Annotated in this window: 25 protein-coding genes; 15 read left to right on the top strand and 10 right to left on the bottom strand. The window is 56.4% G+C overall.

Features of this window, described 5'->3' with window-relative positions:
- The first annotated feature begins 96 nt into the window (after positions 1 to 96).
- Entirely contained in the window at positions 97 to 279 is a 183-nt protein-coding gene (locus C7964_RS17585) for a hypothetical protein (protein ID WP_110280913.1), read from the top strand.
- Positions 280 to 414: 135 nt separating this feature from the next.
- Here the strand turns inward: C7964_RS17585 and C7964_RS17580 are convergent, their stop codons facing one another.
- Positions 415 to 939, bottom strand: coding sequence for a hypothetical protein (locus C7964_RS17580; protein WP_110280912.1), 525 nt, complete (start codon positions 937 to 939; stop codon positions 415 to 417).
- Between the two features lie 486 nt (positions 940 to 1,425).
- Between C7964_RS17580 and C7964_RS17570 the strand changes: the two genes are divergently transcribed.
- The gene (locus C7964_RS17570; RefSeq protein ID WP_110280911.1) at positions 1,426 to 1,608 is read left to right on the top strand and encodes a hypothetical protein; all 183 of its coding nucleotides are present in this window, start codon (positions 1,426 to 1,428) and stop codon (positions 1,606 to 1,608) included.
- A gap of 230 nt (positions 1,609 to 1,838) precedes the next feature.
- Here C7964_RS17570 and C7964_RS17565 read toward each other — a convergent pair whose 3' ends face one another.
- The gene (locus tag C7964_RS17565; protein WP_181417234.1) at positions 1,839 to 2,672 is read right to left on the bottom strand and encodes a class I SAM-dependent methyltransferase; all 834 of its coding nucleotides are present in this window, start codon (positions 2,670 to 2,672) and stop codon (positions 1,839 to 1,841) included.
- 723 nt (positions 2,673 to 3,395) lie between these two features.
- Here C7964_RS17565 and C7964_RS17560 point away from each other — a divergent pair.
- Positions 3,396 to 4,679, top strand: coding sequence for a site-specific integrase (locus C7964_RS17560; RefSeq protein ID WP_286164038.1), 1,284 nt, complete (start codon positions 3,396 to 3,398; stop codon positions 4,677 to 4,679).
- A 100-nt stretch (positions 4,680 to 4,779) separates the two neighbouring features.
- Here C7964_RS17560 and C7964_RS17555 read toward each other — a convergent pair whose 3' ends face one another.
- From C7964_RS17555 to C7964_RS17545, 3 genes are all read right to left on the bottom strand, one after another.
- A complete protein-coding gene (locus C7964_RS17555) occupies positions 4,780 to 5,175 on the bottom strand; it encodes a hypothetical protein (RefSeq protein ID WP_110280909.1) in 396 nt (131 codons plus the stop codon).
- Positions 5,176 to 5,289: 114 nt separating this feature from the next.
- A complete protein-coding gene (locus C7964_RS20375) occupies positions 5,290 to 5,958 on the bottom strand; it encodes an SRPBCC family protein (protein ID WP_353652428.1) in 669 nt (222 codons plus the stop codon).
- On the bottom strand, positions 5,921 to 6,829 hold the full coding sequence (locus tag C7964_RS17545; protein WP_286164037.1) for an aldo/keto reductase: 909 nt from the start codon (positions 6,827 to 6,829) through the stop codon (positions 5,921 to 5,923). The genes C7964_RS20375 and C7964_RS17545 overlap by 38 nt, the downstream gene beginning before the upstream one ends.
- Positions 6,830 to 6,988: 159 nt before the next feature.
- Here C7964_RS17545 and C7964_RS17540 point away from each other — a divergent pair, with 159 nt between their 5' ends.
- From C7964_RS17540 to C7964_RS17495, 7 genes are all read left to right on the top strand, one after another.
- Positions 6,989 to 7,861 (top strand): AraC family transcriptional regulator, encoded by an 873-nt coding sequence (locus C7964_RS17540; protein ID WP_110280908.1) that lies wholly within the window; start codon positions 6,989 to 6,991, stop codon positions 7,859 to 7,861.
- A gap of 513 nt (positions 7,862 to 8,374) precedes the next feature.
- Positions 8,375 to 8,590 carry a hypothetical protein gene (locus C7964_RS17530; protein WP_110280906.1) on the top strand — a complete coding sequence of 72 codons (216 nt, stop codon included), beginning with the start codon at positions 8,375 to 8,377 and terminating at the stop codon, positions 8,588 to 8,590.
- Between the two features lie 79 nt (positions 8,591 to 8,669).
- The gene (locus C7964_RS17525; protein WP_110280905.1) at positions 8,670 to 9,914 is read left to right on the top strand and encodes a site-specific integrase; all 1,245 of its coding nucleotides are present in this window, start codon (positions 8,670 to 8,672) and stop codon (positions 9,912 to 9,914) included.
- A gap of 458 nt (positions 9,915 to 10,372) precedes the next feature.
- A complete protein-coding gene (locus C7964_RS17515) occupies positions 10,373 to 12,946 on the top strand; it encodes an AMP-binding protein (RefSeq protein WP_110280904.1) in 2,574 nt (857 codons plus the stop codon).
- A 594-nt stretch (positions 12,947 to 13,540) separates the two neighbouring features.
- Positions 13,541 to 14,245 carry an ABC transporter permease gene (locus tag C7964_RS17505; protein ID WP_110280902.1) on the top strand — a complete coding sequence of 235 codons (705 nt, stop codon included), beginning with the start codon at positions 13,541 to 13,543 and terminating at the stop codon, positions 14,243 to 14,245.
- A 5-nt stretch (positions 14,246 to 14,250) separates the two neighbouring features.
- Positions 14,251 to 14,946, top strand: a complete 696-nt coding sequence (locus C7964_RS17500; protein ID WP_110280928.1) for an ABC transporter ATP-binding protein — start codon at positions 14,251 to 14,253, stop codon at positions 14,944 to 14,946.
- Complete coding sequence (locus C7964_RS17495) at positions 14,946 to 15,746, top strand: ABC transporter substrate-binding protein (protein WP_110280927.1); 801 nt, start codon at positions 14,946 to 14,948, stop codon at positions 15,744 to 15,746. Before C7964_RS17500 ends, C7964_RS17495 begins: the two co-directional genes overlap by 1 nt.
- Here the strand turns inward: C7964_RS17495 and C7964_RS17490 are convergent, their stop codons facing one another.
- The 5 genes from C7964_RS17490 to C7964_RS17470 are packed head-to-tail and all read right to left on the bottom strand — an operon-like array spanning position 15,747 to position 20,180.
- The gene (locus C7964_RS17490) at positions 15,747 to 16,238 is read right to left on the bottom strand and encodes a DUF6505 family protein (RefSeq protein ID WP_110280901.1); all 492 of its coding nucleotides are present in this window, start codon (positions 16,236 to 16,238) and stop codon (positions 15,747 to 15,749) included.
- Entirely contained in the window at positions 16,235 to 16,936 is a 702-nt protein-coding gene (locus tag C7964_RS17485) for a biotin/lipoate--protein ligase family protein (RefSeq protein ID WP_110280900.1), read from the bottom strand. Before C7964_RS17485 ends, C7964_RS17490 begins: the two co-directional genes overlap by 4 nt.
- Positions 16,933 to 18,000, bottom strand: a complete 1,068-nt coding sequence (locus C7964_RS17480) for an Mrp/NBP35 family ATP-binding protein (protein ID WP_110280899.1) — start codon at positions 17,998 to 18,000, stop codon at positions 16,933 to 16,935. The genes C7964_RS17485 and C7964_RS17480 overlap by 4 nt, the downstream gene beginning before the upstream one ends.
- Position 18,001: 1 nt before the next feature.
- Positions 18,002 to 18,196: a DUF6494 family protein gene (locus C7964_RS17475; RefSeq protein ID WP_110280898.1), complete on the bottom strand. Its 195-nt coding sequence runs from the start codon at positions 18,194 to 18,196 to the stop codon at positions 18,002 to 18,004.
- Between the two features lie 34 nt (positions 18,197 to 18,230).
- Positions 18,231 to 20,180, bottom strand: coding sequence for a 4Fe-4S binding protein (locus tag C7964_RS17470; protein WP_110280926.1), 1,950 nt, complete (start codon positions 20,178 to 20,180; stop codon positions 18,231 to 18,233).
- A 301-nt stretch (positions 20,181 to 20,481) separates the two neighbouring features.
- On the opposite strand from C7964_RS17470, the gene C7964_RS17465 reads away from it, so the two are divergent.
- The 5 genes from C7964_RS17465 (at position 20,482) to C7964_RS17445 (ending at position 25,470) form a co-directional block, all read left to right on the top strand.
- The gene (locus C7964_RS17465; protein ID WP_110280897.1) at positions 20,482 to 21,048 is read left to right on the top strand and encodes a DUF3305 domain-containing protein; all 567 of its coding nucleotides are present in this window, start codon (positions 20,482 to 20,484) and stop codon (positions 21,046 to 21,048) included.
- Between the two features lie 5 nt (positions 21,049 to 21,053).
- Entirely contained in the window at positions 21,054 to 21,623 is a 570-nt protein-coding gene (locus C7964_RS17460) for a DUF3306 domain-containing protein (RefSeq protein ID WP_110280925.1), read from the top strand.
- Positions 21,620 to 22,228: a TorD/DmsD family molecular chaperone gene (locus C7964_RS17455; protein WP_110280896.1), complete on the top strand. Its 609-nt coding sequence runs from the start codon at positions 21,620 to 21,622 to the stop codon at positions 22,226 to 22,228. The genes C7964_RS17460 and C7964_RS17455 overlap by 4 nt, the downstream gene beginning before the upstream one ends.
- 58 nt (positions 22,229 to 22,286) lie before the next feature.
- Complete coding sequence (locus tag C7964_RS17450) at positions 22,287 to 22,478, top strand: twin-arginine translocation pathway signal protein (protein WP_076660491.1); 192 nt, start codon at positions 22,287 to 22,289, stop codon at positions 22,476 to 22,478.
- Between the two features lie 91 nt (positions 22,479 to 22,569).
- Positions 22,570 to 25,470, top strand: a complete 2,901-nt coding sequence (locus tag C7964_RS17445) for a formate dehydrogenase subunit alpha (RefSeq protein WP_110280895.1) — start codon at positions 22,570 to 22,572, stop codon at positions 25,468 to 25,470.

Below are 25,470 nucleotides of genomic sequence, written 5' to 3'. Positions count from 1 at the left end.
AAACAAGCTCACCTATGGGCTCTACTCTGCTGGCATCAGTGACACCCAAAAGCGGGAGATCATTGACCAGATCAGGCTGCCTCAGGAGGTGCTGCTATGAGCGCCTCGCGTATCCCTGACATCGAGGCCTTTGAGGAACGGGCGGCCATTGCTGAGTACGATGGGGGGCTAACAAGGCTGCAGGCTGAATCCCTTGCCGCACAAGAGCAGGGCTTTGCATCTGGTGGTGCGTACTGGCGGTGGCTCGCTGAGTATGTGAGCAAAAGAGGGCTTGGCTAGACCTCGAAAAGATACCCCCCGTCCGGCTTCCCTGTGTGGGTGGTCGGGCGGGGGGAATGGGTCAGGCCGTCTTTTTTTCCAGGTGAACGCAAGTGCGGCTACCCACGTGCCTGCAATCACCCGATCCGACGAATTCTACATACCCAGAATCAACACTTGTGTTCTGTCGACGAACTCTGCCGACATCTGCCTTAGCTCCGTCGCAGGGTCATCTCGTGTCGCTGCACCAACGATCCCTCCCAAGACCCAGCCGCCGCCTCCAGCATCGATTTCTTGAGGCGGAATTATAACTTGTCCATTGCGCGCATTGACGAGAGACACCGTGCCTTTCATCACACTTTCTCCTCCAATCAAGATACTCTGAGCCGCACTGATCAGATTTACGCTTTCAAGCTTGATCACAACAACAGTTGGCGTTGCGCCAGCTCCCTGTCCAACGAGCCTTGCAGCTTCCTCTTCAAGAATTCGCACAGCCGTTGATGAAGGTACCTGTTGTCCTTCGGTAGTCGCGCCGAGCGCCGATCCATCCACACTCACACTTTGTATAACGACAGAATTCCTAGACGCCTCGTCCAGCATTGACTCAGTTGGGCCTGCTCCAGCGCACCCCGCCAAGAGTAAGCCCAGCCCCAAAAGGAAACTTCTTTTGCCGATGTTCATCGTACCCCTCCTCCAACGATTAGAGCGCGAGCTCATAGTCCTTCTCGCACAAGAACGTTCGTATTTGTGGCATTTAGTACACATCGTCGTCGTTGACTTAGATCAATCACACCTGGGAGAGCAGCCCTAGCACTAACAGTCCTGATCAAGCCAGTCGCTCATGGCACCAAGAAGAATTTCGAGCGACCAGGGAATCCGCAAGGCTGCTTGGCACGCGACAAATAGACTAGAATCCAAACGCCAACAGCAAACTTAAGTAGCTTCTGTCGCGCTCTTTAAGGTCCTTTTTGTGTGCTTAATTAATGCAAACAAACGTCTGGAGGCACTTTCGTGCTAGCATCTACTTCTCGCAGACGTACTGGCCCCATTCTTGTAGTCAGCAAGGTCCGAGGACAAGCTCACCTATGGGCTCTACTCTGCTGGCATCAGTGACACCCAAAAGCGGGAGATCATTGACCAGATCAGGCTGCCTCAGGAGGTGCTGCTATGAGCGCCTCGCGTATCCCTGACATCGAGGCCTTTGAGGAACGGGCGGCCATTGCTGAGTACGATGGGGGGCTAACAAGGCTGCAGGCTGAATCCCTTGCCGCACAAGAGCAGGGCTTTGCATCTGGTGGTGCGTACTGGCGGTGGCTCGCTGACTATGTGGTTAATCGAAGGCTTGGTTGAGCCTCAGAAAAATACCCCGTCCGGCTTCCCACTGCGGGAGGCTGGGCGGGGACTAGAGAAGATATTTATTCTGGGGGCAGAAAGTTGAGCGGGAGCAGAAGCGGTAATTGATGGTAATCGCGGAGAACGGCAGCAAAGAGCGCAATGACACTATCGTAACTGGACAGTCCAAAGTAATAATTTTCCGTAAACCCCAAACGGACTGAGGGCCATTTTCTTGATATCGAGCTTTAAACGGGCCTCTGAGTGGGTGAGCAAACGACTCTCAAAACATCATATTTCTGTGAGCGTTCCAACAGAACGGAACGCATAAGATCGATAATCCTGTCTGATTGCCTCGCTCGACGAACATCACCGGAACCAATTTCAGAATAAAGGCAGTCCCAAACTTCTTGCATGCTATTTACCCACTGCGGACCAAACTGTCTCGTGTAGCTAAAAAAGCCAACATGAGTCACATCCCACCCAGTCGCAGATAGCAAATTCGATAAGGATTTCCTGGAAAAGAATTGGATATGTCGTCCCGCGTCAGTATGAAACCAAGCTGGACCATATTTAGAAAACCCGTAGTTTTCATGGTTGGGCACTTCGATCAAAAATTTACCTCCCGGCGAACAAAGGTCTCTAATATTTGTCAGTACCTGCACCGGATTTAGGCAGTGTTCGAGACTTTGCTGCATCGTTATCAAATCAAACTTCTTTTTGAGCAATTCTTCAGGGAGTGCTTCCCCTGTTCCCAAGAAACCTGTGATCCCTTTGGACTCCAGTGCATTAATACTGACGGGACTGGGATCGATGCCAACCACCGACCCAACATGCGGCCTAAGACGCTCGAGCAGGTCACCGCTTCCACATCCAATATCGCAGACATTTTCTGAACCTGCTATATCTTTTAGCAAAAACACGTCGGCAGATTGATCGCTATTGTCTAGCTTCCATGCTATTTTGGTAATGACTTTGTCCCAGAAGCCAATCTTGCCGTTACAACTTTTGGTTATGCCAGACAAATATTCATCATATTTACCAGTATCATAAAATTCATCTAGCTCCGCGGTACTAGGCAACGGGTGAAGTTTTCCGTACTCGAGTTCATTGGACCAATATATCCCAAACTTTCTCGAGTTCCTTTGGGTCCAAATTTTGGGTAGAGTGTATCTTAGAGTTAGATCGATCCGCTGACCGACTGGCCACTCAACACCGATCTTATCTGGCAATTGCTCAATCAAATTAGTCCTCGCTCTCTTATTCTGCTCAGTCAGGCTAGGCGAATAATGCGAGAAAAGAAACGATTTGCAAAAGATAGAAATTATCAAAGGTCTGATACAAAATTCGGGAAAAAGATAAAGGAAAACTATCTTCACAAAAAACGGGATCTACGTGGGTCAAAATCATCGCAGCAATGACTGCTCTATCCAGCATAACGGTCTCTGGCGATTGCCACCGCAAAATCTTGTTCCAGTTCCCTCTGCTCGCGGCCATAATCCACTTCTTATCGCATAAATCGGGCCCGCTTTCAGGACCATTCTTGATAAACTGGCATGACTTAAGTCTCTATTATTAAATGGTTATTTTGATAAGTAGATTGCCTCTCCTGGGCACCACCAAACCCCCTATATCGCTAAGAAAAGTAAAGAAAACCTAGGGTTTTGGATTTTGTGGGACCATTTCCGGGACCGCTTTTAGGACCATTTCCGTCAGTTTTGGGCTGTAGATTGTCAGGTCTGGCGGGCCGTTTTCGGTTGCCTCTGGTCATGCTGTGGCAGACGTTGCTCAGCATGGACCACAAGATGCCCCTCAAGCTCCCACGCTACATGTTCCGCCGTGCCAACGGCTCTTTCCGCTATAAACGGAATGTTCCCAAAGACCTGCGCAAGGTGATTCCTAAGGCCACGGTCTACCGTCAGCTCGGGAATACCTACCAAGATGCACTGAGAGCTTTGCCCAAGGTTCACGCCGAGATCGAGGCGCTCTTTGATCTGGAACGACGGACAACAGATGAGCAGCGGGCAACAGCTCTTGTCCGAGAACGACTGGGTGAACGTCACCAGTCCATGTTCATAGACGGGGCTGTCGATCCTGAGTGGCCCGAGTTCGATGATTTCCAAGACCTAGCCGAGGATGTTGAGCACGCTGTCCCCAAAGGCGTAGTTAGGCAGCTCAAGGCCGCTTCCTCGGATGCTGCTCCCATGTCGCTCTGTCGCGTTCTAGAAGAGTACTATGCCTACAAAGCGGAGGAGAGTGACAACGGTCTGCGCACTCGTATGGACCGCATCCGCAAAGATCTGATCCTTTGCCTTGGGAAAAATCGCTTTGAGTGGACAGAGCTGAAGGACCTCACCCGCGCAGATGCCAATGCCTACCGTGACCTATTGCTGTCGCGCATGTCGCCTAACCCTGTGCAGCGGAACCTTGGCGTCGTGAAGGCAGCGGTAAATCACGTCTTGCTGGAACATGATCTGGACCTCCGCAACGTCTTCCAAGCCATCAAGATCAAGGGAGCGGGAAGCAGCAACACCGATCGACTGCCGATCACGGATGAGCAACTAGATCTGATCACACCTGCCTTCGAGAGCAACGATGTGGCCAAGGCTCTTCTCATTCTCCTAACCGACACTGGAGCCCGCTTGGCAGAGATCACAGGGCTGGAGGTCAAAGATGTGGACCTAGATAAGGCCATCCTCCACATCCGCCCCAATGACCGAAGAGGGCTCAAGACCAAGACCTCTACCCGCAGCATCCCTCGGTCACACAGAGCTACAGAGTGCCTCAGAGAGCATCAGGTTGGGCTTGCGGATACCGACCCCATCTTTCCCGCCTATGCTCAACCCCGTGGCAATGACAAAGCCTCCGCCATGCTCATGAAGCGGCTGCGCACGGTCATCGCGGATAAGAAGATCACCATGCACTCCCTCCGCCACCGCATGAAGGACAAGCTGCGCAATTCCGGCTGCCCTGAGAATTTGTCGATGGAAATACTTGGTCATGCCCAGGGCAGTGTCGCCGCCAACTATGGGTCTGGCTATGCAATCGACGTTATGCGGGAGGCTCTGGTGAAGGTGTGGGGTGAGTGAGGGTGGCTTTCGACCCAGAGCGGCCTTTCGAAAAGCACGCAGCTTAGGCTGGACGGAAGTCACCAGCAGACTTTCAAAGTCACCGATTAAATGGTTGGCGTCATTCGAGCTTTTTCGCATAGGCTCGCATGTCAATCATCGGCACTGTCGCGACTGCCTGTAACCTAGACATAAGCTCCAAGAGGAAGCGCGTGACGGGCTTCGTTTCCTCGGCTAGAGAGTAGGTGCCATCCTCATTTAGCCAAAGGTTGCCGCAGTCAGCCACGCATCCAGCGTCGAGACGTTCATTGCCCTGCCCTGCCATGAGATGGCCCATCATGGTGTCGCCGAAGACTGGGCTCCATTGGCTGCTAAGGGTCAAAATGCCACCCAGCACCGGCATCAGCACCTTCGCCTTCTTTGTGCCGTCGATCGTTGGGATCGGAAACGAGGTGCGTTGCAAATTACGAACGGAGGCGATCTTCCTCTGGGCATAACCGATATGGCTTGCATTCATTTCTTGCTTGCATTCGAACGCCGCATACCGATGCTACGTAGTGTATGAATGTCAGCTTTGGCCGGAGTGGCGCGACAACTTTTCTGACAGTATCGCGCCACGAGACTGTGATGCCTAGTTCTCAGCGACGGCCTTAAGCTCAGCATTGAACGTTTGATACATGGGCAGCAACTGGTTCACGAAGTTTGCAGCATAGGGGTTGTCGACAACTTCGTCTGACTGGACGAACAGGGTCTGATCATCACAGGCTTCGACCAGATAGAGATGGTTGTCATGGCCGCCGCCAATGTCTTCGGAGAACGGGTCGGACCAACCAAAAGAGCGGCCTTCATCATAAAGGAGCGTATGAGGTATCTTCATCACATTGGGCTCACCGTTTTCATCGGAGCCAAAGATGAAGGTGATCGTCACGCTGCCTCCGTCTTGGCTATCGCCGGTCATGCCCTGCAATGTGCCAGTGCTCCAGCTTGCCATGCTTTCAAAGTCAGTCAGGGTTGCCCATACATCCTCTGGGGGGCATTGATCAGCACCAAAGTGTCGACTGTTGCATGAGTTGGGCTGAGTTGCGCGACGCTGCCTCGCATCAAGTGCGCGTTGCAGGCAGTGTCTGCCGCCAAAGGTGTGCTGAACGCGATTGCAAGCAATGGGGCGGCAACTGCGGTTGAGTTGAATAGGAAAACACGGTTCATAGCGACTCCAATTGAGTTTGCGTTTTGATGTCTTGAGGGGTTTGAGGAAGGCGCGACTATTTGCTCGGATCACCCGACGCCCATGCCACCCCATCCCCACGGTCCATGGTCGCCATATGTGCCATGTCGGCATCTTCGATGGTGAAAGTGAACAGATCCAAGTTTTGAGCCATCCGATCCGGGTTCAGGCTTTTGGGCAGAACGGCATAGCCGTTCTGTACGCCCCATCGCAGCAAAAGCTGTGCTTCAGAGACACCATACTTCTGCGCCATATCCTTGAAGGCGGCACCATCTGCTTTCATGTCATCAGTCTTTGCGCTGTCCTGACCCGGCTCTGTGCGCCACGTGGAGAGAGGAACAAGACTGCTGTAGGCAATTGGTGCGATGTTGTGACGGGCCATATGGTCAAGCAGGCCGGGTTTCTGGGACCAAGGATGCAATTCGATCTGGTTAGCATCTGGCATCGGCAGGCCAGCGGCGCTGATCTCATCAAGATGGCTCTCGTTGAAGTTGCTCACGCCAATGGAACGGGTCTTGCCACTGGCTTGCAATTCCAACAGGGCGCGCCACTGCTCCAGACGCATGTCGTCGCCGTAAGGCGCGTGGATCAGGTAGAGGTCCACATAGTCTAAACCCAACCGAGACAGGCTAGCGTCACATTCCTCGATGGTTTGCGCACCAGTTTTGGGTGCATCACCCCAAGCGGGGTTCCCGGGCCAGAGCTTGGCCGTGACAAACAGATCAGCACGCGACAGACCTTCGGCCTGCAGCCCTTTGCTGACCCCTGCCCCAACCGTTTCCTCGTTGCGATAACCAGAGGCGGTGTCGATGTGTCTGTAGCCTGCGGCGATTGCCGCACTGATTGCGGTCTCAGCATCGTCGTTTGAGATCAGATAGGTGCCAAAACCGACTGCGGGGATTGAAGTGTCAGAGTTGAGGGTGAAGGTGGTTTGTTGTCCAGACATGCAGTGCTCCATTGTTGAGTGTAGTTGATTGGACGCTATGGGTTTGGCGGCGATCCGTCCTGCCGAATTCTCCGTCAGTTTTGCCAATTCCTCCGAATGATTGAGAAAGTGCGTGATCTCACGCAGCACTCCTGATAGGGATCGGCAGAGGAGGCGCCAATGATGTTTGAGAGATTACAGCACCTGTCAGCAGACCTTTTGGCCCGCGAAGAAGCATATTCTGGCAGAATTCTTCCTGCAGCACACATGTTTCAACGCGAACATGTCACCTCGTTTGAAGCTGTCGTTTATAATCCTGTAATCTGTCTAATCCTACAGGGCCGAAAAGAAATGAACGTAGGTAATCGCATGGTTTTTCTGGCTGAGGGGGATGCACTCTTGGTCAGTCACGACTTGCCCGTGACGTTCAAAATAACTGAAGCCAGTCCCGATGCTCCCTACCGCGCACTTATTCTCTCATTGGATTTGGGTATTCTGCGCAGCCTTTATGAACAGGTAGGAGAATCAGTGTCTGACGTGCATGAAGCGAAGTCTCTGTCGGCGAGTGTCGCTGATCCCGCATGGGTCAATCCAATACTGCGCTATCTGGAATTGATGGATTCACCTCTTGATGCGCAGGTTCTTGGTCCGATGATTTTGAAAGAAATCCACTACCGTCTTTTGTTGTCGCCGATTGGTGGCATGTTGCGGAACCTGTTGTCGGTCGACAGCCATGCCAGCCGTATCGCCAAATCCATTCATCGGATCAGGACCAACTTTAGAGAACCGTTGGTGGTAGGTGAACTGGCCGAAGTGGCAGGGATGAGCCAGTCGTCGTTTCACGAGCACTTCAAGTCTGTGACCGGAACTTCACCGTTGCAGTATCAAAAGGATCTTCGGATGATCGAGGCGCGCGCTCTCTTAGAGCGCGGTGTTCCTTCTGTGTCCGTTGCGGGATTTGAAGTAGGCTATGAGAGCCCGACTCATTTCAGTCGCGACTACTCTCGCAAATTCGGTTGCTCCCCCAAACACCACCTAGCACGCGCATCTTAGTTTACTTCTGCGGTGAGCAAAGCAGACATTCAAACAGAATAGGTCAACGGCAGCATAGTCCCGCATAGCAGACTACGGCACCAAGCGCTCGGAATGGCTGCTTTGAGTTGGCACATGGTACGCGCTGGGAGGTTCCGCGTGGGTGGCAATCTATGTAGGTGATTTTGCAATCCGCCCACCCCACCTTTCCATCCTAACGACCTAATCTGGTCCACAAAGCCCATAAAAACTGAGCAAACCTTCGCATCTATACAAAGAAACCCTTCATGGAGATGTATAGATGTTTACACCCTTTTTGCTGCTTATGGCGGCGGGGGTCGGCTTCCGGCTGACCTTATCGTGGATATTGAGGAAGAGGTTTGGCCTCGACCTTGCGATCCCCCAAGCCCTTGCCGGGGCACTGCTTGTCTTGGCTTGCCTGCCAAGCTGGCTCCAACACATTCCTTTGCCCATTCCGCTTGGTGTGGCCCTTGGGGTGGTCCTTCCTGACCTTCTGCTGACGCGGAGGGGACTATGACGGACTGGCACCTCAAAGAAGACGACGTGGTTGTCCTGCGTCCCCTTGATGACATTCCCGAGCACCTTTTCCAGGTGTGGGAAGTCTTTGACGACTGCATCACCGGCTACTCGCTGACGGGACCTCTCGAAGGTGTCTACGGCGAGCCCGGCCTTGAGCTGATCCTGCGGGTCCACTCGCGCAGCACCGGAGACACTCAGGGAAGGGGTTAAACCCAGCCCCCTGTTGATTCCGTTCACAAAAGCTCAATCCAACACATAAACCGGGGCTTTCGCCCCGCTAGGAGACGCTATGTCTACACACATCAAGTATGCCTACAGGCGGCATAACACATGGATCTACCGCCGCACCTACCCCGTCCAGTTGCAGGACATACTAGGGTCGTCGCTCAAGCGGTCCTTGCATACCGCAGATGCCAAGGTTGCTACCAAGCGGGTGGCAGAGATCAACACCACCTTCGATGTGATCGTGCAGGAAGCAGAGGCCAAGCTGGCTGCGGGGGTAACAAGTGGCGAGCCACCACAACTTGCCATTGCCGTCCCTCGGTACCAGCGCGCTCGCCTCTTGGGGGAAGAACAGGTGCAGGAGGTTGCTGCTGTCTACTTGGCAGAGGCCTCCAATCGCCTGCGTCCCGGCAGCTACAAGTCAGTCCGCTTTGCCTTGGAGTTGCTGACCTCGCATGTGGGGGAGCGCAAGCTGGGGGACCTCAACGACACACTGGGCAAGGAGGTCCTGGGGTATGTCGGGCGGCTGTCACCGAACATACGCAAGTATAGCCAAGCACAGGGGGCGTCTTTGGCAGAGCTGGCAGCCTTGTCAGAAGAGCAGGAAGGCGTATCCCTGACAGCCCAAACCCAACGGCGTATCTGGCGACAGCTGCAACAGTTCTTGGAGTGGTGTGTTCGGGCGGGGCACTTGGAGACAAATCCTTGGGATGGCTTGCAGGTAAAGGAAAGGCCTGAGGTGCAGTCACACAGGTTCCTGACTGACGCGCAGGTCTCTATCCTCCTCAACACGCAAGACAGGGTGCTTCACAGCGCCCTTCTTTTTTGTCTGTTGACGGGGATGCGCTCAGGGGAGGCGTGCGGGCTCTTGGCTGAGGACGTCAGCACCAAGGGAAACCTCGGGCGGTTTGTGCAAATCAGGCCCAATCACCTGCGACAGCTCAAGTCCAAAGCGGCAGAGAGGGAGGTGCCCTTGCATCCGGTGCTGGAGCAACTGTTGGACCAAAGACTGCTCTCCCAAGGGCGGCTCTTTCCATCCCTCACTGTGGATCGAGTGGTCAAGCGCTATGCCTACCTCAGGTCCGTGCATCGAGAGCTGCATGGCACCGTGTTCCACTCCACTCGCAAGTGGTTCATCACCCAGTGTGAGCGCACCGGTGTCCCTGAGCACTTCACTGCCTCCCTTGTCGGGCATCAGTCAGCACGGTCCGAGAACAAGCTCACCTACGGGCTCTACTCTGCTGGCATCAGTGACGTCCACAAGCGGGAGATCATCGACCAGATCAGGCTGCCTCAGGAGGTGCTGCTATGAGCGCCTCGCGTATCCCTGACATCGAGGCCTTTGAGGAACGGGCTGCCATTGCTGAGTACGATGGGGGCTGACAAGGCTGCAGGCGGAGGCGCTCGCGGCACAAGAACAGGGCTTTGCCTCCGCTGGTGCGTACTGGCGATGGCTCGCTGACTATGTGAGCAAAAGGCGGCTTGGCTGAGCTCCAACAAAAGATACCCCCGTCCGGCTGCCCTTAGCGGGTGGTCGGGCGGGAGATTGACGGCAGCTATTTTTTTTGGGGGTCAGAACGCCTTAACTCCTGCATGTGGTCAGTCAAGAAATTGCTCAGTTCGGTCTCGCACTCATGGCTCAATTTATCTCATAGCTTGGAAAATAAATCCCTCCTCAAACCTTAAAAGTTGTATTTGATCGGAGAAAATTTAAGATGTTCCAAGAACTATTGATTGGTATTCATATTCACTCTGTAAAGATGAAGAACTTTGCTTTCGCTTTTATCAAAACTTGAATACGCCGACCTCAAACAGATTGCGGCAATCGACGAAGCGGGAGAATTGACCTATCGTTCACTACTTTCTAAGGCGGCGGACATCGCTGGCAAGACGGGTGTATCCCGAAAACTCGCACTACTGGAATGCAATAACTCACGAGAATGGCTTATCGCCTACGTTGCGCTGCAGATGAGCGGTCACGCCACACTGCTGGTACCACAAGGTGCACGCGAGACCATGAACCGACTTGCAATGCAATATGGAGCTGAACTCGAGTTCACGGCTGCAAACGGATACCGTCCGGTACATCTTAGTCAAAGCGGAGCGCCGCTACACCCCAATCTGAGCACCCTGCTGTTAACCTCAGGGTCGACGGGTAGCCCAAAATGCGTGCGATTGTCATACGAGAACATCTCGAGCAACGCCCAGTCGATTGTGGAGTATCTGCAAATAACGCGCGATGAACGTGGCGTTGTGAACCTGCCCGTCAATTATTCCTACGGAATGTCGATCGTGAACAGTCATCTGTCGGCGGGAGCCACACTGCTGCTGACCGAGCGCTCAGTGATCGAGCCGGAGTTTTGGAAGTTTTGCCGTGATCACCTTGCCACGAGCTTTGCGGGCGTACCGCATACCTACGACCTGCTGTCGCGGATCGATTTCCCAGAGGTGGCACCGCATACTCTACGCTACTTCACACAGGCCGGTGGGCGGCTCGCAACTGAACGGGCGCTGGAACTTTCTGGCATTGCGGCCGAGCGGGACTGGCGCTTCTATGTAATGTACGGCCAGACCGAGGCTGCGCCGCGCATGGCATATCTGCCGCCCGATGCGCTGACACGTCATCCCGGGTCTATCGGGATCCCTATTCCTGGCGGCTCTATGACAGTGCAAGACGAAGAAAGCCGCGTCCTGCCGCCCGATACGGAGGGCGAGCTGGTTTACGAAGGCCCGAACGTGATGATGGGATACGCCTCGTCTCACGAAGAACTTTGCGACGCGCCGGGGGAGGGGCGACTACCCACAGGCGATCTGGCGAAAATCACACCGGACGGATACATCTATTTAACAGGCCGCAAGAGCCGCTTCATAAAGATCTTTGGTGTTCGGATCGGACTCGACGACGTGGAGCGCCTATGTGCCGAGGCGGGCGACCCTGTCATCGCCACCGGGACCGACACGCGACTTCTAGTAGTCACCCGTGAAGCGGACCGGGTGACGGCGCTGGAGCGTTTTCTGAGGGACCGTTTAAAGCTACCTGTAATGGCGATCGAGGTGCGCTTCCTGCCAGAATATCCTGTCCTTCCCACAGGCAAGGTGGATTATGCGGGGCTTGAGGGCTCAATCACCGAACATACAAGTGATTGGACGCGAGGTAGGAAGACCGTTGAAGAGGTATTCACAGCCACGCTTGGACAACGGGCCCGCGACACGCGGCTCTCATTTAACGATCTCAACGGAGACTCGCTGACCTTCGTGCGGGTGTCGCTGGAACTAGAGGAAATCTTTGGTGCGTTGCCCGAGGGATGGCACGAGATGCCCGCTGTTGATTTACAGGATCGCCTAGCAAGCAGTTCCGACGCGTCTGGGGCCGCCAGCCGTGCGTCTGCGAATAGTTTGCTTCAAAATGCTAATACGCTTCGCGCCATCGCCTGCCTTCTAGTTGTAACATTCCATGTTTTTGGCGGGGAAGACTCGGGGCTGAAAATTGCCGGAGATACACTCTGGCGCCGGCCCTTCGAAGTGTTTGATTTGCTCCGGATGCCGCTCTTCACTGCGCTGGCCGGCCTAGTTTACGCCGGCGTACCAGTTTCGCAGAACGATTTGACTGGCTTTGCACGCAAACGGTTCCTGATACTCATGGTGCCCGCAATCGCGGTATCATTGATATACTTTGGAATCCGCACCATCATGGGCCAAGCAGATCCGCCGCTGTACCCGAGTATCCTTGTCGGTTACTTGCACCTTTGGTTCCTTTACGCGCTGTTCGAGATGGCCATCGTCGTGGCCGCAATCGATTTGTTTTTGAAGCCGACCAAACAGGTCTGGATCGGCATCCTGCTAGGCCTCTATCTGATGGCGCAGTTGATGCCCTGGATACCATTCATGCCAGCGATCGAACTTGCACCTTTTTACATTCTTGGCATGCTGCTCTATCGGCACCCGTCAGCCTTGCGCGACAAACGCCTAATAGGGGCAGCTCTCATCCTGTCCGCCACCGGGCTGATCGTGACGTTGTTCCACTTTGCATCGTTAGTCGTGCCCGCGAAGTGGGCTCTGCCGGTGTTCTCTGCTGCGAGTGTGATCGCCGTAATGCGGTTCATGCCACGGCTCCGCGGGATCGAATGGATCGGGCTCTATTCCTACGCTATCTATCTTTGGCATCCAGCAGCCAACGCGGCCGTACGCGAGGGCCTTCAGAAGGTGGGGCTGCAGGATCTTACCACACTGTTCATCCTTGGCACGATCGCAGGCGTTTACGTGCCGATCTACATGTATCGGCAGATTTCCAACTGGCCAGTGCTACCGCGACTGGCCCTGATCGGTCGTCTAGGTGGGGACTAACAAGACCGTTAGTCGCAGGTATTCTTACGGCCACATCGCCCCGCGTTACTGTGACTGGCGGCTTCGTCGCGCATAATAGACCTCGGGCATTGGCGCAGCGAAAATCTGGCCTTGGGTGCAAGCCACAAATCCACACCCTGACCTGATGCATAAATCGGGACCATTTTCGGGACCACTCTCAATCAGACGGCAGAGTTTAAGTATCTATAATTGAATGATTCTCTCAGATGTGAGATTGCCTCTCCTACGCACCAAAATCCCGAAAAGCGTTATGGCATTCGCCGGTCGAGCATGTTGCCGCTTGTGTGTGCGATCTTTTCAACGGACCATTCGTCATCCTGCACAAAGGAAGACACCACCAGATGATCGGTCATGCGTTCCCAATCATCGGAAACTGGCCTTTTGCGGCTCTTCGGGCGCACCACGTCTATCAACACATACAGATGTAAGGCCCAAAACACCGCGAACTTGGCCAGAGGCGTTGCGTCGCTTGCGCGTCTTGGCATCCCAGAGCCAGACCTGATTGAGACTTGTCTTTTCTGCCCGAAAGCCGGACGTTGGCGGCCCCGGCAATAGCGCAAGTGCACTGCTTCCATGGTTGATATTCTTGATGGTCTCATCGCGGCATTCTGGCTGGTCGTCACCTTTGACGCCGAGCTTTGGGAAATCAGCCTGCGCTCGCTCCGCGTGACGCTGACCGCGCTGGTGATTGCCTCTGCCATTGCGATCCCGCTGGGCACTTTCCTTGCGGTGCAGCGATTCCGCTATCGCCGGTTCGTCATCTCGATGATCAATGCCCTGATGGGATTGCCGCCTGTCGTTGTCGGCCTTGTTGTCTATATACTTCTGTCGCGGTCCGGCCCCTTTGGTGTGTTGAATCTGCTCTTTACGCCCACAGCGATGATCATCGCGCAGGTCATTATCATCACACCGGTCATTGCCTCGATCGCGCACCAATCCATGCGCGAGCTCTGGGCCGAGTATCATGACCTGCTGATATCGCTGAACACATCGAAAAGGCAGCGGATCATGACACTGATCTGGGATGGGCGGCGCAATCTGCTGACGGCGGCACTTGCCGGGTTCGGACGCGCCATTGGCGAGGTGGGCGCGATCATGATCGTCGGTGGCAACATCGACAATGTCACCCGTGTGCTTACCACGGCAATTGCACTGGAAACGGGCAAGGGTGACTTTGCATTGGCGCTTGGTCTCGGCTTTGTCCTGATCGGCCTTGCAATCTTTGTGAATCTTGCCATCCACACCCTGTCGCAAACCGAGCGGGAGGGCCGCTGGTGACACAGATGTTTCCACTGACCCTGAACAAGGTACTGGTGCGCCGCCGTGGCAAGGTTGTGATCGGCCCGACAGACCTTGTGCTTGATGCGGGGGGGCCAACGATCATAATCGGGCCAAATGGGGCCGGAAAAACGACCCTGCTACGCGTGATGCATGGGATTGAGCGCGTCACGAGCGGCACGGTGACATGGCACCACGATGATCCCGCGCAACATGCCTTTGTCTTTCAATCGCCCATCGTCCTGCGGCGGTCCGCGGCGGATAATCTGGCCTATCCTCTCAGGCTCTTGGGGCGTCCAAAAGCCGAAATCGCGCAGGCTGTGGACCATTGGCTTGACCGGATCGGGCTGACCGAGCGCGCAGGTAACCCCGCGACACGCCTGTCCGGCGGCGAGCGGCAAAAACTCGCCATCGCACGCGCCCTGATCCGCAAACCGCAAGTGCTGTTTCTGGATGAGCCTTGCGCGAACCTTGACGGCCATACCACGCGCGACATCGAGGCGCTTTTGCAGGAAACCTCTGCCGCCGGTACCCGCCTTGTGATGTCCACCCACGATATGGGGCAGGCCCGCCGGCTCGCGCACGAATTGATATTCGTGTTGCACGGCAAAGTGCATGATGTCAGCAATGCAGAGGCGGCATTTGCGCGCCCGCAAACCGAAGAATTGGCTGCGTTTTTGAGAGGAGATATTGTGACATGATGAAGGGAATTCTGGCCGGTATCATGGCCATCTGGGCGACAACGTCTGTTGCCGAAGACATGCGGATGGCGGTGACGACATCCTTTGATAGTTCAGGCCTTGCCGAGGTGCTTTTGCCTGCGATCAAAGAAGACCTTGATATTGACCTGCAACTGCTTGTTGTGGGCACAGGTCAGGCGTTGCGGCTGGGCGAGGCGGGTGATGTCGATGCGGTTCTGGTGCATTCGCGCCCTGCGGAAGAGGCGTTTGTTGCCGCAGGCCACGGCACGCATCGCCGTGAAATCATGTATAACGATTTCGTCCTGATCGGCCCTGCGTCGGACCCTGCCGATATCGCCAATGCCGCAAGCGCGGCCGATGCGCTCCAACGGATCGCGGCTGCCGAGGCGCCTTTCGTCAGCCGTGGTGACGACAGCGGTACCCATAAGGCCGAGCTTGGCGTTTGGGCGACAGCAGGTCTTGACGCAGCAGGTTTTGATGGCTGGTATCGCCCTGTCGGTGCGGGCATGGGCCAGGCGCTGAACACAGCCGCAGGAATGGATGCCTACATTCTTTCAGACCGTGCTAGCTGGCTGAACTTTGCCAACAAGGCCGATCTGGCGCTGCTCTATTCCGGCGATCCGGTGCTGTTCAACCAATACGCCTATCTGCCCGTCGATCCGTCCAAGAACGCAAACGTTCGCAACGATCTGGCGATGGCGCTTGAAACCTGGCTGGTCAGCCCGCGTGCGGCCGCGTTGATCAACGATTACACGATCAACGGCGAAACGCTTTTTGTGTTCAACGCCAAGGCTGAGTGATCAGTGCGTGTGCGGCTCATCCAGTGAGCCGTGCACGGCAAATTGCGTCAGGTCAGCGTCTTGGGGCGCAATCACACGGTAGCTTTCCCGCACACCGGCGTCGGTTAATTCACGCGCCACAGTCAGCAGAGTGTTGGCGTCGTGATCGGCGCAAAGATCGGCCATTTGCGCGATCTCTTCCAAGGCCACTGCGTGCGCCGCTTCCAGCGAGGGCGCGCCGTAGATATCAACAAAATGCTGGGCCAGAAGGCCTGCGATGGCGTCCTTTTCCTGCGGCTCAATCTGGGTGACCGCGACAAAACTGACCCGCCCGAAGGTTTCACACCCCATCCAGCCGTTGGAAAAGGCCTGTTTCGCCTTGCCCATCAGATCGGCCTCGCTCCAGTTGGAAAATTCAAAGCCGCCTGAAATGCACCATTCACCCGTGCGCGCGGGATTATGGAACACGCGGCTGTCGCTTTCGTCAAAATGGATCGCGCGGGCAAGTTTCATGCGGGCCTCGTCAGGGTTTCAGTCAGTGGAACCAGTTCGACCTTGTCCCCGATTTTGAGCAAAAGGCCAAGGTCTTCGTCCAGTCCGGTATATGTGCCCGTTCTGCCTTTGACCGTGACTTCGCCCTCCAATGCATGCGCAAGGCCGATCCATTCGCGGTGCAGCGTTGCCGTGCCGCTGTCGGTCCATGTGTTGATTCCAACCAGAGTATGGCGCACCCACGACTCCAGCAACGTGATCGCATCCACCTCGGCGCAGCCTTCGGCGTAAAGTGCCGTTTCATCGGGGGTAAGGCCGGTGTCTTCGCTGGGCGGCCAAAGCGCCAGTTCCAGCGCGATGACCAACCAATCGGGTTCATCCTCTGGCTGGCCGGGGGCCGCCATTTTCAATGAGCCGCAGCGCCCCCCGTTGACATAGATTGCGCCATCCCAACCAAGGTGAACCGCCACCTCGGGCGGGGCCAAGGCGCCAAGGGCATTTTGAAAGCCGACGCCGCAAATGGGCAGCATTACGGCCGCTTTGCGCAGTGGCACATCAGGGGCAAAGACAATCGCCGCGCGCAAAAGATCGGGCGCAAGATCATAGATCACGAGACCCGCGTCGCACCCCGCATCAGCTGTGGCACAAGCAAGTGCAAAAGGATCGTTCCCCGCCGCATCCTGCCCTGTAAAGAGCGGTGGAAACGACGGACCGCTCATGCGTGACCTTCTGCGATCAACGCGCGCGCCACTTGGCGGAAGGCAGCCGCTTGGCTGCTGTCGGGCTTGGACACGACAATCGGTGCGCCGCCATCGGCGGCAAGGCGGATATCCATATGCAGCGGGATTTCCGCAAGCAGGGGAACGCCCAGCTTCTCGGCCTCTTTCGCCACACCGCCATGGCCGAACATATGTTCCTCATGCCCACAGGCGGAACAGATATGCGTCGACATGTTTTCGATCATCCCGATGATCGGCGTGCCCAACTGGTTGAACATATCAATGCCTTTGCGCGCATCGAGCAAGGCAATATCCTGTGGTGTGGACACAACAATTGCACCGTTCAAATGCGACTTCTGAGCCAGCGTCATCTGCACGTCACCAGTGCCGGGCGGCAGATCAACGATCAGCACATCCAGCGCGCCCCATTGCACCTGAGTCAGCATCTGCTGCAACGCACCCATCAGCATCGGGCCACGCCAGACAACGGCCTGATCCTCGTTCGCCATCAGCCCCAGCGACATCATGGTCACACCGTAATTGCGCATCGGCAGAATGGTCTTGCCATCAGGCGACGCAGGCCGCCCAGATACACCCAGCATCCGCGGCTGGCTGGGTCCATAGACATCGGCATCCAACAAACCAACGCGCCGCCCCTCAGCCGCAAGCGCGCAAGCGAGGTTGGCCGAAACCGTCGATTTCCCGACCCCGCCCTTACCGGAGGCCACTGCGATAATCCGGTCCACACCGGGGATTTTCTCGGGCCCTGCAGGTGCGCCGCCACGCTGTGGTTTCAGATCAGGTGGTGCCGCAGGTGTGCTATGCGCCGTCATCACGACCGACACCGACGCCACGCCATCCAGCGCCTTGATCTGTGCTTCGGCGTTGTCTTTGACTGCCGTATAGGCCGTAACATGGCTACCGCTGACCTCCATCACAAAGCGCACTGCGCCGTCTTGCACGGTCAGGGCTTTGACGATGCCCGCCTCTGCAATGGATGTGCCGCTAATGGGGTCTTCAATCGTCTTGAGGATCTCAAGAACGGCTTCACGTGTCAGCGCCACGTCACGACTGCCCTTCGATTTTGCCGGTCACGACATGTTCAAGATCAAGCCCGTCGACCGTCAGCACAACCTTGGCTTCAAAGCTACGCCCAGAGGTGTCACCGGCGTTGCGCATCGCCTCTTCGATCGCCTGTTGCGAGGTCACGCCGACCTGTTTGAGGAACTTGCGCATGGACATGTTAAAGTCTTCGCTCATTGGGTTTTCTCCTTATCAGTTATGGATCGCCGGATCAGTGATCCCTGCGCTTGGACAAATAGTCATCGGTCGTGCGCGGGCGGGGCCGTTCGCCAGATGCGAAAGGGTTATTCTCGGAATGATACTGCGCATTGATGCGGCAGTTGTCACACATCTGAATCATGCGGATCGCGTTCGGATTCTGGTACATCGCGTGATTGTTCGCCAGCTTTTCAGTGATCCGTTCCACGGTGGATTTCACGCCGAAGAGGCTGCCGCAGTCGATGCACGCGAAGGGTTCTTCCTCGTTCAGCACCGTTTGCGACAGGGCGGCATCGGTCAGGTCCAGTTGCGGCTGCAAGGTGATCGCCTTTTCAGGGCAGACATTGGCGCAGAGGCCGCATTGCAGGCAGGCATCCTCCTGGAACCGGAGCTGCGGCAGATCACTGTTGTCGCCCAGCGCGCCAGAGGGGCAAAGCGAGGCACAGGCCAAGCACAATGTGCAAGCATCTGTATCAACGATCACTGCGCCATAAGGTGCGTTGGCGGGCAACGGCAATGTCGTAACATCGGGGTTGAGCGCCTTTGCCGATAGTCGCGCCACCTGCCTGCGCGATCCCAGCGGCAGGATCGGCGCCGCAATGGCGGGCGTTTTCGGCTGATCAAACAGGTGATCCGACAGCGCATCAGGATCAGCGATATCTAGGAGTGCTACTTTGTCCGGCGAAATCGCATTCGCCAAATCCGCTTGCTGCACCAGCGCGTCGCGTTCGGTCTTGGGTGCAAGCAGGATGTCCACACGGGCAAATCCGCTGGCCAGCGCACCGACCATCTCGGCATGACCGAAACCGGCCAGCGCATCCACCTGCAAAGGGATCACATGGGCAGGAAGTCCGCGCCCGTACCGTGCGGCAAGGCTGATCATTTCCGCACCGTGGTCATCGTGAACCAGAAGCGTGGCATCCTTGCCGCCTGCCGCGCGGTAGCTGCTGGCCAAGGTGTTGATCCGGCGGAAGGTGAAATCGGCCGATGGCGCGTCATAGCTGATCGCACCGGACGGGCAGACCGCTGAACAGGCACCGCACCCGGCGCAGATCATCGGATCAACGCTGACATGTTCACCTGCCGATGTGATTGCGCCGGTGGGACATAGGTTCAGACAATTGGAACAGGCCGGTTTCTCAGCGCGGGAATGGGCGCAAAGACTGGTTTCCAAGCGCACGTAGAAGGGTTTTTCAAACGTGCCGACCAATTGGCTGGCGGCAAACACCGCATCTGCGACAGCAACAGGGCTTTTGGGATCAGCGCGCACATAGCCGTCGCGTTTGTCGGGTGCGGGGAACAGGGGTGTGCCGCCTGTGAGATCAAGAATGATATCACACTCCGACACCGCGCCGTCACGTGGCGCTGTCATCGCCGGCGTTCCACGGCCGCCTGTCATGCTTTGCTGGAACGCACTGATGCGCACCTGAAAGCGGCCAAGCGTGCCGCTGGCCTGATGCAACGTGCCGACGACAATGTCGTAGTTCGGGTTCGGCATGATTTCGGCACCTGGCGCAAGAAGCACAGTGACCGAAAGCGCCTCTGACAGCTTTTCAGCAGCAGCAAGAGCAACCTCGCCCGCACCGACGATCAGACAGGTGCCTTCCGATACAACATCAAAGGCCTTTTGCGCCGGAGGTGTCAAAGCCGCCTCGGCGATCAGTGCTGCCATTTTCGGCGTCGTGTCCGCAGTATCATCGGTCCAGCCGGCACGGTCACGAATGTCGACAAAGGCAGGTGCCTCTGCGTCGATCTCTTCAGACAGGGCAAGAAAACGATGGGCCTCTTGCTGGCAGGCGATCATCACGTCGCCTTGCGCGATTGCCTTGGCTGCAACCTCGATTTGGTCAGTGCAGAGGCTTGAGTAACACCCGCCACAACTTTGGCCCGTGGCGGCCTGCAGGGCAGCGGCATCGACTGTTTGAGACCCAAGACAGTCACAAACCAACAGTGTTTTCGCCATCATTATCCCCGATTTTCATGAACGCAGATCGGAAAGTAGCTAGTCAGGAAATCGCAAGACAGTAAACCCAAATATCGGTTTGATTTACATGCAACCGGCTTTGCAGATGCAGCAATTCAAATAATCCTCGAGACAAAGTGGGGGCCTTTCACACGCAGAACCCTTGCAGATTGGGCGCCTAGCAAATGCTGCACTGCAGTATGTTAAGGGTGCGACATCTTTACATAAAAACAAGCTTTGCGTTTGCAAGTTTCTGCGGCAATCTGTCCGTGTACCAAGGCACACTAAACGAGGATTTCTTTTGAAATTCGAATACCCAGGTTCGCAGTCATTACCGCTTGGCGTCGTCGTAAGACGCGCGCCAGGTGTAACGCGTTGGGCCAAGCACGCGTGGAAAGCCTCTGCGGTCCTGCCGGGTGCCGGGCCTGCGGATTGGAAAGTGCTGCGCAGCGATGGTGATGTGACCGAGTTCCATGCCGCAACGCTTCCGCTGACGCTCTATGTTTCTGATGTTGAGGCTTATGCCCATGAACTGCAGGCGCGCGAACCTTCTGTCTATGTGGTGTTGCGTCCGGTGTCGGGAAGCAAGGACATACCCTGGACGGTCGTGCTGGTGACAGCCTCTCCCTATGAGGCGCAGGACTACTGCGATTCCGCCGAAGAGCAGGTCGAGAAAATTCCAATGCCGGATGGTCTCGGGGCGTGGATTACCGAATTTGTCGACAAGCACTATGAAGAAGAGGTTTTCGTGAAACGCCGCCGCGACAAGGCCCGCGTCGATCAAAATCAGGACGGCATTGGTGATCCGCGTATCCGCCAGACGGCCGATGTCTATCGCGCCCCGCGCCGCAATGAGGTGCTGAATTGAGCGATATGTTGTCATCATGGTCCCGCCGCCGTGCCGCTGTCGCGGCCGAAGCCGAACAGGAGAAAAGCGCCGCGCAAGAGGCTGCTTTGGCGCAAGAGCAAGAGGCGCTGGCTGGGAAATCGGATGAAGAGATCTTGGAGTCGCTCGGCCTTCCTGATCCTGACAGCCTTGCGATTGGCGATGATTTCAAGGCTTTCATGTCCAAGGCCGTACCTGAACACATTCGCAAACGCGCGCTGCGCAAGCTATGGCGCAGCAATCCGGTTCTGGCCTGTGTTGACGGGCTGAACGATTATGATGACGATTATCTGGCGCAAAGCATCGGGCAAGATGCGCTAAAGACCACCTATCAGGTGGGTAAAGGGATGCTGGCGCATCTGTTGGAAATCGAGCGCCAGAAAGAGGCAGGTCCGGCCGTCGCAAAGGTGGAAGTCGAGGAGGACACCACCGAGAATGTCGTCGAGACAAGCGCGCCGACTGTTGATCTGCCCAAGGATGGTGCAGCGGTTGAGGAGGACCCTGCACCATTCACCCCCCGCCGTATGCAGTTTCAATTCGAGGATGATGTCGCATGAACGCCGCTGTCGAAATAGTCGATATCGCCGAGGAAGACCGTCTTCGCGCGGATCTCTATAACTATCTTGGCGTTATGCTGGCGGGACCACCCGATCAATTGCTGCTGGATCAGACTGCGGGGCTTTCGGGCGATGACACCGCTTTGGGACAAGCAATCAACAGTCTGGCGCGTGTGGCAAAGATCTCCAAGCCAAAGGCGGTGCGCTCGGAATTCAACGCGCTCTTCATCGGCCTTGGTCGGGGCGAGTTGCTGCCTTTTGCCAGCTATTACCTTACCGGATTCCTGAACGAAAAGCCGCTGGCCAACTTGCGCAGGACAATGGCCGATTTCGGCATGACGCGTGCCGAAAACGTGTTTGAACCCGAAGATAACATCGCGTCCTTGATGGAAATGATGGCTGGCATGATCGTTGGCCGGTTTGGTCGTGTGGCGACACTGGCCGAACAACAAACGTTCTTTAACGCGCATATCGGCACATGGGCATCGCATTATTTCAGCGACCTGCAAGGGGCCAAATCATCCATCCTTTATGCCTCTGTCGGTGCTGTCGGACAGGCATTCATGGACATCGAGAAAGAAGCGTTTCGCATGACGGCAGGCTGACGAGCTTGCGACATAACCGGTGGGGATGCCCGCCAAAGAAAGAAAGGGAGACATCCTTATGACCGAGAAAAAAGAGGGCACAAACCGCCGCGGATTTCTGAAACTGGCCGGCACTGCCGCGCCGGCCGCTGTTGCTGCCGTGGCCGCGGGGGGTGCGACGCAAGCCGCAGCACAGCCCGTCGATCTGTCATCGCAGACGATGCAGGATACCGATCACACGCGTGCGTATCTTGAAAGCACGCGGTTCTAAACATTCTTGGGCTCTTCGCGTGGTCGCGACACACCATGACGCACAGGCCCCAAAAGGATTATCCGAGTAGATCGGATCAGGGAGGAAGAAAATGCTGAGGAAAAAGACCAACGGGTATACACGCCGGTCCGGTCGTTCGCCGATTATGGTGAACACAGGTGCCAAAGGAATTGACCGTCGCGGATTCTTGCGCGGATCGGGCCTTGCCATCGGTGGCCTGGCTGCGATTGCCGCAACAGGCGGCAGCGTGACCCAAGCAACAGCACAACAGGCCGCGACACGCGCCGTTGAAAGCATCAAATCGGTTTGTACGCACTGCTCGGTCGGTTGTACCGTGATCGCAGAAGTCGATAACGGCGTCTGGACAGGGCAAGAGCCCGGCTGGGACAGCCCGTTCAACCTCGGGGCACACTGCGCCAAAGGTGCTGCGGTCCGCGAGCACGCCCATGGCGAGCGCCGCCTGAAATACCCGATGAAGAAAGAAAACGGCGAGTGGGTCCGCATCAGCTGGGAAACCGCGATCAACGAGATCGGCGACGGCATGATGAAAATCCGCGAAGAAAGCGGGCCGGACTCTGTGTATTGGCTGGGCTCTGCCAAGAGCAACAACGAGCAGGCCTATCTGTTCCGCAAATTCGCTGCCTACTGGGGTACGAACAACGTCGACCACCAGGCGCGTATCTGTCACTCGACCACTGTTGCCGGCGTGGCGAACACATGGGGCTACGGCGCCATGACCAACAGCTACAACGACATCCATAACTCCAAAGCGATGTTCCTGATTGGCGGCAACCCGGCCGAGGCGCACCCTGTGTCCCTGCTGCACATGCTGAAAGCCAAAGAGCAGAACAACGCGCCGTTGATCGTTTGCGATCCGCGTTTCACACGGACAGCCGCCCACGCCGATGAATATGTCCGCTTCCGTCCGGGCAGTGACGTCGCGCTGGTCTGGGGTATCCTGTGGCACATCTTTGAAAACGGCTGGGAAGATCAGGAATTCATCCGCACCCGCGTCTGGGGCATGGACGAGATCAAGAAAGAAGTAGCCAAGTGGACACCTGAAGAGGTCGAGCGCGTCACAGGCGCACCTGGCAGCCAGCTTGAGCGCGTTGCACGGACGCTCGCCAACAACCGCCCCGGCACCGTGATCTGGTGCATGGGAGGCACACAGCACACCAACGGCAACAACAACACCCGCGCCTACTGCATCCTGCAGCTGGCACTGGGCAATATGGGCGTCGCCGGTGGCGGCACCAACATCTTCCGTGGCCACGATAACGTGCAGGGTGCAACCGACCTTGGCGTTCTGGCCGATACGCTGCCGGGCTACTACGGCCTTGCACCGGGATCATGGGCGCACTGGGCGCGCGTGTGGGAAGAGGACCTTGATTGGCTCAAGGGCCGGTTCTCGGATGCGTCTTACGGAGACACATCCATGATGAACCTCACAGGCATTCCCGTCAGCCGCTGGATTGATGGCGTGTTGGAAGATGCCGAGAACATCGACCAGCCCGACAACACCCGTGCGATGGTACTTTGGGGCCATGCGCCGAACTCGCAGACCCGTCAGAAAGAGATGAAAACGGCGATGGAGAAACTCGACATGCTTGTCGTGGTTGACCCTTATCCGACAGTGACGGCTGTTTTGCAGGACCGGACAGACGGTGTTTACCTGCTGCCGGCATGTACGCAGTTCGAAACGCGTGGTTCTGTGACGGCGTCGAACCGGTCGCTGCAGTGGCGTGATAAAGTGGTTGAGCCGCTGTTTGAATCGCTGCCTGATCACACGATCATGGCGATGTTCGCCGAAAAGTTCGGCTTCCACGACAGGATCTTCCGCAACATTGCGATTGATGAGGGCGGCGAGCCCAACATCGAGGACATCACCCGCGAGTTTAACCGCGGCATGTGGACCATCGGCTACACCGGCCAGAGCCCTGAGCGTCTCAAGATGCACATGGCCAACCAGCACACCTTTGACCGCACCACACTGCGGGCTGTCGGTGGTCCCGCTGACGGTGACTTCTACGGCATGCCCTGGCCATGCTGGGGCACACCCGAGATGAACCACCCGGGCACCGCAAATCTCTATGACATGTCGATGCCGGTCGCCGAAGGCGGTCTGACCTTCCGCGCCCGCTTCGGGGTGGAACGCGATGGTGAAAACCTGCTGGCCGAGGGCGTCTTTACCCCCGGATCGCAGATCGAGGATGGTTATCCAGAATTCACCATGCAAATGCTGATAGACCTTGGCTGGGACGGTGATCTGACCGCCGAGGAACGCGCATCAATCGAACAGGTCGCAGGTGGCGCGGATAATGTCGGCGGCATCAACTGGAAAACCGACCTATCCGGCGGTATCCAGCGCGTCGCAATTGCGCGTGGTTGTGCGCCCTTCGGCAACGCCAAGGCACGGGCTGTGGTCTGGACCTTCCCTGACCCTGTGCCGATCCACCGCGAACCGCTCTACTCGAACCGCCGCGATCTGGTCGCAGATTATCCAACTTACGCGGACAAGAAGTTCTGGCGCGTTCCTACCATGTATGCCTCAATTCAGGAAAACGATTTCTCGCAAGAGTATCCGATCATCCTGACCTCGGGCCGCCTGGTTGAATACGAAGGTGGCGGTGACGAGACCCGTTCAAACCCGTGGCTGGCCGAATTGCAGCAGGACATGTTCATCGAGATCAACACACGCGACGCCAACAACCTTGGTGTCCGTGACGGTGCACAGGTCTGGGTTGAAGGCCCCGAAGGCGGCAAGGTCAAAGTGATGGCCATGGTCACCGAACGGGTTGGCGAAGGCGTGGCGTTCATGCCGTTCCACTTTGGTGGACACATGGAGGGCGTCGATCTGCGGGATAAATATCCTGAAGGGGCCGACCCATACGTCTTGGGCGAATCCACCAACACCGCACAAACCTATGGCTATGACAGCGTAACCCAGATGCAAGAGACCAAAGCGACTCTTTGCAAAATCTGGACGGCATAA

This window comes from Loktanella sp. PT4BL (assembly GCF_003201935.1).
In the GTDB taxonomy this organism is placed as follows: Bacteria; Pseudomonadota; Alphaproteobacteria; order Rhodobacterales; family Rhodobacteraceae; genus Yoonia.
The sequence above is the reverse complement of the archived record's forward strand: the minus strand, read 5'-3'. Positions and strand labels throughout refer to the sequence as shown.